An 11,109-nucleotide genomic window follows, 5' to 3' on the forward strand; every position below is an offset into this window, starting at 1 on the left:
TTGAGGCTCAGCCCCTGAGCCGTGCCTCGGGACCGAGCAGCGAAAGCACATCATCGACCACCTCGCGCGGGTCGAAGGGCACCGGCGACAGCTCGACCTTGCCAGCGTCGAGTTTTGAGAAATCGAGCACGTCATTGATGATTGTCGAGAGCGTCTCGCCTGAGCGGCGCATGGTTTCCAGCATCTTTTTCCCCTCGGCCGGAAGGCCCTGTTCAGACAGAAGATCCACCATGCCGATGATCGCACTCATCGGTGTGCGGATCTCATGGCTCATCGTGGCGAGGAAGCGCGCCTTGGCTTGGGCCGCCTCTTCGGCGGCTTCTTTGGCGCGGGCAAGGAAGGCTTCCTTTTCCTTAAAATCGCTGATGTCACGCGCGATCATGATCGAACTTTCAAGCTTGCCATCCTCGCCAAGGATCGGCACGCGGTTCATGCTGATCCAGAACGCGCGCCCGTCCTTGGTATGGTTCACAAACTGGGTGCGCAGCGGCTGTGAGCCATCGCAAAGGTTGCGAAAGGCGGCGTCGGCCTCGGCGCAATTGTCCGGCGCGCTCAGAATATCGCAAGGGGTTTTGCCGATCACCTCTTCGCGCGGGCAACCGTTCATCTGCGTAAAGGCGTCGTTGACCCAGACGATCTCTCCCTTGGCGTCACAGATAAAGATGCTGTCGTTGGCGTGTTCCGCCACCTGAACAAGCCGGCGGTTTTCGCGCTGTTGTGCCAACATGTCGGCGGTCGCCTTTGCAAGAGCGAGGCTGTTGCGCAGGATCATTTTTTTGGATTTATACTGTCGTTCATAGGTTTCGTTAAAGAAGCGGATAAAGGTGATGGAGACGAACCCCATCACAAGAAGCGCGATCAGATCGGTCACCTGTGCGCGGCTGGCATCATGCCCGGTCATCCCGTCGACGACGATATAGCAGCCCGTGCAGGCAAAGATCAGCAGGCTCCACAGCGCCACCGGCTTGTGAAAACTCCAGAACACCCCGGCATAGACCGACGCCGTCATGAGAAAGGCCAGCGCCAGCGACGTGGCATCGCGATCCGGCGCGGCATGCAGGATGACAACCACCCCGAGAGAAACAGCCGCAGCCTGGAACAGGGCCGTGAAGGTCGAGAGGGCAAAAAGGGTTTTATGCGGTATGAATTGTAACCGCCGACCACGCAGGGCGGACAGGACATAGGTATCGAGCAGATCGCTCAGCATGAGCACCACGGCGATCGTGGCCGTGGTGAGCAACGTGGTGTTATAGGCGACCATCACGACGATGACGAAGACCAGCAGCTTGCGCGTCCAATAAAAGCGCAAGCGCCCGCGCGCGTATTCCTGCAACAGACCCTTGGGGCTGTGGCGGTGCTCGAAAGCTTCGAAGCGGCGGGTGGCTTCGGCGATTTCAGGACTCATCAAGGCAGGGCTTTCACATCACGACGTCAAAAATCGCCCTGTCTTATGCGCAAAAGAGTTAAGAAAGTCGCAACCCCGCTGCGGTTCCCGGCCCTGATTTACCTGCAAGTTTACCTGCAAGGCGCCGCCCCGCCCGCGCTGCCCTGCCCGCGTCACGACGCCTCAACGCCTTCAGAGCAGCGCGACGCCGCCCGTTTCCATCGCCCCCAGCGCCGCCGCCAGCGAGCCATCAAGATCAATCGCCCGGCTCAGCCCGCGCTCGACCTCGACGGCAAATCCCAGCTTTGCCGCATCAAGCGCCGAGTATTGCACGCAAAAATCCATCGCCAGCCCGACCATGGTCAAGCGGTCGACCCCGCGCCCGCGCAGCCACCCCTCAAGCCCGGTGGGCGTGGTCCGGTCATTTTCGAAAAACGCTGAATAGCTGTCGATATCCGGGTTCATGCCTTTGCGAATAATCAGCGCCGCCGGGTCGGTGGCAAGCTCTGGGTGAAACGCCGCGCCTGCGCTGCCTTGGACGCAATGATCCGGCCACAGCACCTGTGTGCCATAGGGCATTTCGACCGTCTCGAACGGGGCCTTGCCGACATGCGACGACGCAAACGAAGAATGCCCCGCCGGGTGCCAATCCTGTGTCAGCACAACAGTGTCGAAATCCGCCATCCGCGCGTTGATACCGGCGACGATCTCATCGCCCCCTGCCACGGCCAGCGCACCGCCGGGGCAAAAATCAACCTGCACGTCTATTACGATCAGAGCTTCGCTCATTTTCTCTCTCCTCTTTACCCCTCAAGGCGAGACTGGCCGCAAGGTTTGGCAAGGTCAACAGGTCGCGGCCCGTTGCGGCCCCCTGCCCTTGTCAGTTTCTCAGAAGAGGCGTAAATCGCGGCACATGTATACATGCCGCGCCCTTTATCACTTTGCCCGTTTCGATGATCCCGCCGCTCTGCGCGCGCCGCTTCAGGCGCTGTGCGAGGACAACGGGATCACCGGCTCGCTTCTTTTGGCGCGCGAAGGGATCAACGGCACCATCGCCGGGCGCATGCCGGGGCTGGATGTTGTGCTTGAGCATATCAAGGCGCTGCCCGGCTGCGCCGATCTGGAATGGAAAGACAGCCCCGCGCGCGAACAACCGTTCCGGCGCATGAAGGTGAAGCTCAAGAAAGAGATCGTCACCATGGGGCAGCCCGATGTCGATCCGCTGGCCCGTGTTGGTCATTATGTCGAGGCCACCGAGTGGAACGCATTGATCCAGTCACCCGATGTTGCGGTGATTGATACGCGCAACGATTACGAGGTTGCCATCGGCACGTTTCAGGGCGCGGTTGACCCCGAAACAGCCAGCTTTCGTGACTTTCCCGCGTGGTGGGAAAAGAACAAGGACCGCTTTCACAACAAGCGGATCGCGATGTTTTGCACCGGCGGTATCCGCTGTGAGAAATCGACCAACTATCTGATCGGTCAAGGGGTTGATGAGGTTTACCACCTCAAGGGCGGGATCCTGAAATACCTCGAAGAGGTGCCACAGGAAGACAGCACATGGGACGGCGAGTGCTTTGTCTTTGATAACCGCGTGTCGGTCGGGCACGGATTAAAGGAAGGGCCGCATTTGCTTTGCCATGCCTGCCGCCGTCCGATCCTGCCTGAGGACCGCAGCCGCCCGGAGTATGAGGACGGGGTGAGTTGTCATCATTGTGCCGGTGAAACCACCGAGGCGGACAAGGCGCGGTTCCGCGAGCGGCAAAAACAGATCGCCCTCTCGGCGGCGCGCGGCGAAAGCCATATGCGTCAGGCGTAACGCGGCGCGCATCCAAGTCACGCAGCATAGGCCCGCGCAACGGCTGGCCTTACCGGCCACCCGAACCGGCCCACCCGGATCAGGAGTTGCTGTTGATCGTCGTGCCCAGCCCGACCGCAGCGCCCAGAAGGCCCATGATGGTCTGCGCGGCGGTGACCGGGCTTTCCGTGGCCAGAACCGTGTCGCGCGGATTGATCTCAAACTTGCGGGCGGCGAACAGACCGTCGGCCGTGGTCAGATCAAATGTGAACACCACCTGTTGCATCGCTGGCCCCTTGCCATCGCTGCGCAGTTGCCGTTCGGAATAGTCGCGCAGCACCAGCACGCCCTTGGGGTTGGCCCGGCTTTCGGACAGGCCGCCGATGATCGACATCGCCTCAAGCGCGCTGATCTGTTCCTTTTCGAAATAGATCAGCTCTTCGCGACCGGTCGCGCCCAGCGCGGTAAAGTAGCGTTTGTCTTCCTCGACCAGCACCTTGTCGTTGCCACGCACCACCACGTTCTTGCTGGCGTTGGCAAACAGATCGTCGGCGCGGATTTCATAGGTTTTGCTGCCACGGATCAGCCGCACCAGCGGGTTGCGCAGGCTTGAGGCGATCCCGCCGCCCTTTGCAATCAGGCTCAGGATCGTGACATTGCGCCCTTCCAGAGGATAGCTGCCCGGCTTGGCCACGCCGCTGACCAGATCGGCAGAGTTGCTTTGCCCCGAGGTGTGCCGCACCTGCACCTGCGCATCCGGCGCGACGGGGGTCAGCGCCTCGGAAATCTTGGCGCGGGCGGCGTCGGCGCTCATCCCGCTGACATACATATTTTGTGCATAAGGCACGAAAATCTCGCCCGAAGGCGACACGATCAGGCCCTTCATCTCGACCATCTTCTGGTTCGGTGACATCAGCAGCGAATTTTCCTGACTGTCCCAAATCACAAGGTCGATCACGTCACCGCTGCGGATGATCTTGCCCGCCGGTCCACGGTTCCCTGAGAGCCAGTGATAGCCACCGCGCCAGCCCGTTGCCGGCCATTTGCGCAGGGCGCCAACATTGGCGCGGGCCACTTCGACAACCTGAAAGCTGGGCGCTTCGGCCTCTTTCTCTTTGAGTATCTCATTGACCATGCCGGCACCGCGCGGCAAGGAGCATGCCGCAAGGAACAAAACCGCAGCAAACACACAAATGTGCTTCGAATAGTGGCGCACAGGATCCCCCCAAGGTATCCAATATCAAGTATTGCAAATTGTATTACACGCTATATGCGGTGATACATAGAGGGTAATTCGCGCTGAGTTAAAGGAAAATCGCTTGACGTTGCCAAATCGCCAAACCCGCCACGTTCTGGTGCTGGGCGCCAGCGGCAAGCTGGGTCGGATGCTGCGCCGCGCGTGGGAATTGTCCCCTCCTGAGGGGCTGACAATAGATTGGCAATACAGGGAAAATGCACCCGAAGCTGGGCGGCTCTGGCGGGTTGGAGAGGCGCCGTTGCCCGCGCTGCCGCGCTGTGATGCAATTTTGGCACTTTGGGGCGTGACCCCCGGCGCGGGGCGCGATCTGGCTGAAAACCGCCGCCTTGCGCTTGCGGCGATGGATTTGGCCGAAGCGCTTGGGGCGACGCGCGTGTTGCACTGTTCTTCGGCCGCCGTTTACGAACCCGGCCCCGTTGCACAGGCTGAAGCGGCCGCAGGCGGGGCGATCAACGCCTATGGCGCGGCCAAGCTGGAGATGGAAACCGCGTTGAGCGACTGGCGCGCGGCGCACCCAGAGGGGGCGGAAAGCGTGGCATTGCGGATTGCCAATGTTGTCGGGGCCGACAGCCTGTTTGCCGCCATCGGGCGCGGCGCGGACCCGATCACGCTTGACCAGTTCGCCGATGGCGAGGGGCCTTGGCGCAGCTATATCTCGCCGCTCGCCCTTGCCCGCGCCTTTGCCACGCTTCTTGTGGCCGAGCGGGGCGCCTTGCCGCGCACGCTCAACATCGCCGCCCCTGCGCCGGTCGCGATGGAGGCGCTGGCCCGCGCTGCGGGGTGCGACGTTGCATGGCGCGAGGCCCCCGAGAGTGCCGCGCCTATGGTCTCGCTCGACACGCGCGCGCTTGGCCGGATCATCGCGCTTGCACCCGAAACTGCCGACGAGATGATCGCCGCTTGGCGCCAGATAGAAGGCGGCGGCGCATGACCCTGTCCAAGCGCCTGATGGATATCACCCTTGCGCTGTTGCTTGCCGTGGTGCTGTCGCCGTTGATCCTTGGGCTGATCCTCGTCATCGCGCTCCGCGACGGGCGGCCAATCTTTTACATCGCCGAGCGGATGAAAACACCCAGCCAGCCGTTCAACCTGTGGAAATTCCGCACCATGCGCACCGCCGCCCAGAACGAGGGCGTCTCGGGCGGGGACAAGGCCGACCGGATCACCCGCACGGGCCGTTTCCTGCGCCGCAGCCGTCTGGATGAGGTGCCGCAACTGTGGAACATCCTGCGCGGCGACATCAGCTTTGTCGGCCCGCGCCCGCCGCTGCGCCGCTATGTCGAAGCCTTCCCCGACCTCTACGGCGAGGTCCTTCGATCGCGGCCCGGTGTGACCGGGCTGGCGACGCTGGTGTTTCACCGCACCGAGGAGCGGCTTCTTGCGCCCTGCACCACGCCGGAAGAGACCGAGGCCGTCTATGTGCGCCGCTGTGTTCCGGCCAAGGCGAAGCTTGACCTGATCTATGCGCGCAACCGCTCTTTGTGTTTTGACGCAGTGTTGATGGCCAAAACGGTGGTGCGCCGCGTGCCGCTGCGGCGGCGGCGCTGAGCCGCTGACTTGCCAGAATCGCGAAGCTCCGGCAGCATGAGGGCGGTTTTCAACTTTGATTTCGGAGCATTTTCCACATGAAATTCCCTTTAAAACCCTTCGTGGCCGCGCTGGCTCTGTCGCTTGGCGCCGTGCCGGTGATGGCCGATATGGCCGCGCATCTTGGGCCGATGGCCAAGGTTATGAAACCCGGCGCTGATGGTGCGTGGCTGATCGAGGATACCGACAATTGGCTAACCCTGAAAAACGCCACCGCCCCCGGCGCGATCCAGTATTACTGGATGGGTGTGCCAGATTCTCAGGGGCCGAATTACACCGTCTCGGTCAACCTTGTGACCCAGACCGACACCCCCGCCACGCCGGCCTATGCCGGGTTGATCTTTAACTATCGCGCCAAGGACAGCTATTTCGGTGTCACCATCGGCACCGATGGCAAGGGCTATCTCTTTATCCGCTCGCCCAGTGGGTTCAAAACCCACACGGAAGAGAAGGTGCAGGCAAAAAACGATGGCTCGGATGTGCTGACCGCGACGGTGACGGGCAATAAGGTCACATTTGAACTAAACGGTGCGACCTTTGTCAGCATGGACAACCCCAACGGGTTCTCGCCCAAGCTGGGGCTTATGGCGATTGGTCAGGGGCTGTTCGGCTTTACCCGGTTCACGATTTACTGACGCGGGCGATTTCGGGGGGCGTTGCGGCGGCGCGCCCCATTTGGCCCGATCCGTTGAACGCGCATGATCGTGCCGCGATGCCGGTCATTCACCGGGCTGTAAACCATATGGACAGGCTGCTCTCGGCGCGTTTATGGTCGGGGCTATTGCGGTGCGCTGTTGGTCAGACCTTGGGTTTCAAGGCGCATGGCAGCTGCGCGCCGAAGTTCTAATGTTTTGGGCCGGTCATGACACCAGACAGACAGCTGATCTCGATCGTCGTTCCGTGCTACGACGAGGAAGAGGTTCTTGGCGAAACACTGATCCGGCTTGATGAATTGAGCAAAACCGTGCCCAGCTGCGCGTTTGAGTTCATCTTTGTTGATGACGGGTCAACCGATGGCACCAACCGCATCCTTCGCGACGCTGCAACGCGTGACGATAGGGTCAAGGTGGTGGTGTTCTCGCGCAATTTCGGCCAACAAATTGCGGTCACCGCCGGGATTGACCTTGCCCGTGGGGATGCCGTTGTCCTGATGGACAGCGATTTGCAGGACCCGCCCGAAGTGGTTGCCGAAATGATCGACCTGTGGCGCAGCGGCTATGACGTGGTCTATGGCACGCGCCTGTCACGCGAGGGCGACGATTGGTTCAAGCGCAATTCGGCACGCGGGTTTTCACGGCTTATCAACCGTCTTTCCGAGGTGCCGATCCCCGAGGACACCGGCGATTTTCGCCTGATGGGGCGCTCGGTCGTTGATGTGCTCAAGGAAATGCCCGAGCGGCACAGGTTTTTGCGCGGCATGGTGGCGTGGACGGGGTTTCGGCAGGTCGCGCTCCCCTATGACCGGCCCGAGCGCTATGCCGGGACAACCAAATACCCGCTGCGCAAGATGGTGCGCTATGCGCTGGACGGGTTGTTGTCGTTCTCGACCAAGCCGCTGCAAATCTCGATTGCGCTTGGCTTGCTTGCGGCGGGGCTGGCGGTGGCGGGAATTTTCTATGCGCTCGTACTGCGGCTGTTTACCTCGGTCTGGGTCGAGGGCTGGACCGCGTTGATGATCGCGGTGCTGTTTCTTGGTGGCGTGCAGTTGGTTTCGCTTGGGATTATGGGCGAATATGTCGGGCGCATTTACCGAGAGGTGCAACGCCGCCCGCTGTATGTGGTGCGCGAGGTGGTCGGGTTCAAACGCTCCGCGACCGGGCGTGCCGCGCCCGAACAGGAGGCGGGGCTGGCCTCTGCGCGGGCCCCCGATCCTGATCCAGACCCCGATCCAAAACCGGAGCGCAAGGGATGAAACGCGGGCTTCAGCTTGCTGTTGGCTTTGCGCTGGCGGCGCTATTCTTGTGGCTGACACTGCGCCATGTGGACCGGGCCGCGCTGGCGCGGGCCTTGGGCGGGGTTTCGGCGCTCTGGTTTTTGCTTGCGCCGGTGTTGCTCGGGCTGGGGTATCTGTGCCGGATCTGGCGGTGGCACATGATGTTGCGCCGGTACAATCCCACCCTCCCCTTTGGGCGCAGCGCGGTGGTGTTTACCGGTTCGATCGCGGTCAACAACCTGTTGCCGCTGCGGGCCGGCGATGCCTTGCGGGCGTTTGCCTTTACCGGTTGGCTGGGGGTTGTTTCCGGCTCGGTGACGGCCACGGTCGTGGTCGAGCGGCTATTGGATTTGAGCGTGTTGATCCTTGCGCTGGCGCTGGCGCTCTGGGCGTTTTCGCTGGGCGCTGACGCGGTGGGGTTGGCGCGGTCGGGGGGGATCGTGCTTGCGCTTGCCGGGGCGGGCTGTCTTGTATTGTTGTTGCAACCACGCTTGCTTGGGCTGGCGTTGTCCGCGTTGGAGCGCGGTGCCGCGCTGATCGGGCCGGGCGCGCGGGCGCGGGTTGCGCAATTCACCACCCCCTGCGCGACACGCTGAACGATCTGTCGGGGCGTCATATCATGCCCGCTCTGGTGGTTTGGTCGCTGCCGGTCTGGGCCTTTGAAGGCGCGTGTTACTGGGCGATTGCCCAAGGTTTGCCGTCGCTCACGGCCCCGTTGGGGGCGTGGCTTGCCATGCCGGTGGGCACGTTGTCGACGCTGCTACCGTCAAGCCCCGGACATGTCGGCACCTTCGACTATTTCACCCAAGCCGCGATGCGCGCAGCGGGCAACCCGCTTGCCCCTGCGACCGCCTTTGTTCTGATCACCCACGCCATGTTGTGGCTTTGCACCACCGTAACGGGCGGTCTGTGCCTGATGCTGTGGTCGGTGCGGCGCGGCAAACGCTCCACAGCGGGGCCGACATGAACCAGCCCAAGCATATCGCGATCATCGGCGCCGGGTTCACCGGGCTGGCGGCGGCGCGTGACCTTGCCCGCGCAGGCAATCGCGTTACCGTCTATGAGGCCGATCCTTTTGTCGGCGGCCTTGCCGGCGCGTTCACCCCCCATGGCGAGAGCGACAGGCTTGATCGGTTCTATCACCATTGGTTCACCTCGGATCGCGACATCATGGCGCTTATTGACGAGCTGGGCCTTGGCGATGCGGTCAGCATGGAGCCGAGCCTGACCGGTGTGTGGTTCGCCAATCAGACCTTTCGCCTGTCCACGCCGCTGGATCTGTTGCGCTTTCCTGCTTTGTCGTTTCCCGACCGGCTGCGGCTGGGGTGGTTGGCGCTCAAGGCGCGGCGCGTGCGCGACTGGCGCGCGCTTGAGGGGCTGAGCGCCGAAGAGTGGTTGCGCGACCTTGGCGGCGATCGGGTGTATCGCGTCATGTGGCAACCGCTGCTTGAGGGCAAGTTCGGCGCCTATGCAAGCCGCATTTCGGCGGTCTGGATGTGGAACAAGCTCAAGCTACGCGGCGGATCGCGGGGCAAGGGCGGGGCCGAGCATCTGGGCTATATGCGCGGCTCATTCGCGCGGGTAAGCGAAGCGATGGCCGACGACATCCGCGCCCATGGCGGCACGCTGCACCTGTCTACGCCGGTGCGCCGATTGACCCCTTTGCCCGGCGACAGGTGGCAGATCGAAACCGTTCAGGGCGGGCATGACCAAGCGGGCACAACACCAGAGCAGGCCGACGCGGTGATCGCCACGCCTGCGCCTGCTTTGCTGGCGGATATGATCGCCCATTGGGCCACGCAGGACACCTTGGCAGGTCTGCGGCGTATCGACTATCTGGCCAACCTTTGCCTTGTGCTAGAGCTCGACCGGTCGCTTGGCGAGACCTATTGGCTGAACGTGAACGACCCTGAGTTTCCGTTTGTCGGCGTGATCGAGCACACCAATTTTCAAAGCACCGCACAGTATGGCGGGCGTCATATCGTCTATCTGTCGCGCTATCTTGATGCGCAGGACCCGCTTTATGCGCTCTCTGATGACGCGGTGCGCGACTTTGCCGTGCCCCATCTCAAGCGGATGTTTCCGGCGTTTTCGCCAGATTGGATCAAGCGCCACCATGTCTGGCGTGCCCGCTGGGCACAGCCGGTGGTCGAGCGGCATTACTCCGCGATGATCCCACCGCAAGACGGGCCAGCGCCCGGTCTTTTTCTGTGTTCAATGGCACAGATTTACCCCGAAGACCGCGGCACGAATTACGCTGTTCGCGCTGGGCGCGCGCTTGCGGCGCGTTTGCTCGACACTCAATAAATTCGGCAGGCACCTTCGGCAGGCATCAGCGGCAGGCATCAGCGGGCAATAGAGCCTATCAGTCCCGCGCCCGACGCGCCCAGACCAGCAACAAACCCAGCGCAAGAAGGGCGGCAACCAGCAGCCAAGGCGCTCCGCCGCCCGGCCCGCCAGCCCCCGGAACGATCGGCACATTGACAGGCGTCGCTGTCGGTGCGGAAGTCGGTGCGGATGTCGGTTCTGGCGTCGTGGTGGGGGCGGCTGTCGGCTCCAAGACCGCCGTTGGCACGGCGGTCGGAACAGGTGTCGCAGTGGGAACCGCTGTCGGCACAGGTGTGGCGGTTGGAACTGCTGTCGGAACCGGGGTCGCGGTTGGCACGGCGGTCGGAACGGGCGTCGCAGTGGGAACCGCTGTTGGCACAGGCGTGGCGGTTGGAACTGCCGTCGGGACCGGTGTTGCCGTTGGCACGGCGGTCGGAACGGGCGTCGCAGTGGGAACTGCTGTCGGCACAGGCGTGGCGGTTGGGACTGCCGTCGGGACCGGTGTTGCCGTTGGCACGGCGGTCGGAACGGGCGTCGCGGTGGGAACCGCTGTTGGCACTGGCGTGGCGGTTGGGACTGCCGTCGGGACCGGGGTCGCCGTTGGGAAGATTGAAGGCGCCGGTGTCGCCGTCGGAAAGACCGACGGGGCCGGGGTTGCCGTTGGGAAGACCGAAGGCGCCGGGGTTGTCGTTGGGGTTGGGAACACGCCTGTCACGACCGGCCCGCCATCATCCTGCGCAGAAACCTGCTGTGATGTTACGGCAAAGGCGATGCCAACAATCGCAAAACGAAGGGTTTTCATGCTATGCATCTCGAGCAGG

General features: G+C 62.7%; 11 protein-coding genes and 1 pseudogene. 8 read left to right on the top strand and 4 right to left on the bottom strand.

The window, feature by feature from the left end; translation table 11 throughout:
* Positions 1 to 7: 7 nt before the first annotated feature.
* Positions 8 to 1,405, bottom strand: coding sequence for a PAS domain S-box protein (locus N4R57_18080; GenBank protein UYV36872.1), 1,398 nt, complete (start codon positions 1,403 to 1,405; stop codon positions 8 to 10).
* A gap of 171 nt (positions 1,406 to 1,576) precedes the next feature.
* Positions 1,577 to 2,173 carry a bifunctional nicotinamidase/pyrazinamidase gene (pncA, locus tag N4R57_18085; protein UYV36873.1) on the bottom strand — a complete coding sequence of 199 codons (597 nt, stop codon included), beginning with the start codon at positions 2,171 to 2,173 and terminating at the stop codon, positions 1,577 to 1,579.
* A 124-nt stretch (positions 2,174 to 2,297) separates the two neighbouring features.
* On the opposite strand from pncA, the gene N4R57_18090 reads away from it, so the two are divergent.
* Positions 2,298 to 3,203, top strand: coding sequence for a rhodanese-related sulfurtransferase (locus tag N4R57_18090; GenBank protein UYV36874.1), 906 nt, complete (start codon positions 2,298 to 2,300; stop codon positions 3,201 to 3,203).
* A gap of 79 nt (positions 3,204 to 3,282) precedes the next feature.
* Here N4R57_18090 and N4R57_18095 read toward each other — a convergent pair whose 3' ends face one another.
* A complete protein-coding gene (locus N4R57_18095; GenBank protein UYV36875.1) occupies positions 3,283 to 4,317 on the bottom strand; it encodes a polysaccharide export protein in 1,035 nt (344 codons plus the stop codon).
* Positions 4,318 to 4,501: 184 nt separating this feature from the next.
* Here N4R57_18095 and N4R57_18100 point away from each other — a divergent pair, with 184 nt between their 5' ends.
* The 7 genes and pseudogenes from N4R57_18100 (at position 4,502) to N4R57_18130 (ending at position 10,267) form a co-directional block, all read left to right on the top strand.
* Positions 4,502 to 5,371: an NAD-dependent epimerase/dehydratase family protein gene (locus N4R57_18100; GenBank protein ID UYV36876.1), complete on the top strand. Its 870-nt coding sequence runs from the start codon at positions 4,502 to 4,504 to the stop codon at positions 5,369 to 5,371.
* Positions 5,368 to 5,988 carry a sugar transferase gene (locus N4R57_18105; protein UYV36877.1) on the top strand — a complete coding sequence of 207 codons (621 nt, stop codon included), beginning with the start codon at positions 5,368 to 5,370 and terminating at the stop codon, positions 5,986 to 5,988. Before N4R57_18100 ends, N4R57_18105 begins: the two co-directional genes overlap by 4 nt.
* 77 nt (positions 5,989 to 6,065) lie before the next feature.
* On the top strand, positions 6,066 to 6,662 hold the full coding sequence (locus tag N4R57_18110; protein ID UYV36878.1) for a hypothetical protein: 597 nt from the start codon (positions 6,066 to 6,068) through the stop codon (positions 6,660 to 6,662).
* Positions 6,663 to 6,889: 227 nt separating this feature from the next.
* The gene (locus tag N4R57_18115) at positions 6,890 to 7,939 is read left to right on the top strand and encodes a glycosyltransferase family 2 protein (GenBank protein ID UYV36879.1); all 1,050 of its coding nucleotides are present in this window, start codon (positions 6,890 to 6,892) and stop codon (positions 7,937 to 7,939) included.
* A pseudogene (locus N4R57_18120) lies at positions 7,936 to 8,373 on the top strand (flippase-like domain-containing protein). The gene N4R57_18115 and the pseudogene N4R57_18120 overlap by 4 nt, the downstream one beginning before the upstream one ends.
* A gap of 59 nt (positions 8,374 to 8,432) precedes the next feature.
* Positions 8,433 to 8,927 carry a flippase-like domain-containing protein gene (locus N4R57_18125; protein UYV39615.1) on the top strand — a complete coding sequence of 165 codons (495 nt, stop codon included), beginning with the start codon at positions 8,433 to 8,435 and terminating at the stop codon, positions 8,925 to 8,927.
* A complete protein-coding gene (locus N4R57_18130) occupies positions 8,924 to 10,267 on the top strand; it encodes an NAD(P)/FAD-dependent oxidoreductase (GenBank protein ID UYV36880.1) in 1,344 nt (447 codons plus the stop codon). Before N4R57_18125 ends, N4R57_18130 begins: the two co-directional genes overlap by 4 nt.
* A gap of 58 nt (positions 10,268 to 10,325) precedes the next feature.
* Here the strand turns inward: N4R57_18130 and N4R57_18135 are convergent, their stop codons facing one another.
* The gene (locus N4R57_18135; protein UYV36881.1) at positions 10,326 to 11,090 is read right to left on the bottom strand and encodes a hypothetical protein; all 765 of its coding nucleotides are present in this window, start codon (positions 11,088 to 11,090) and stop codon (positions 10,326 to 10,328) included.
* Between the last annotated feature and the right edge of the window lie 19 nt (positions 11,091 to 11,109).

Source organism: Rhodobacteraceae bacterium D3-12 (assembly GCA_025916135.1).
In the GTDB taxonomy this organism is placed as follows: domain Bacteria; phylum Pseudomonadota; class Alphaproteobacteria; order Rhodobacterales; family Rhodobacteraceae; genus JAKGBX01.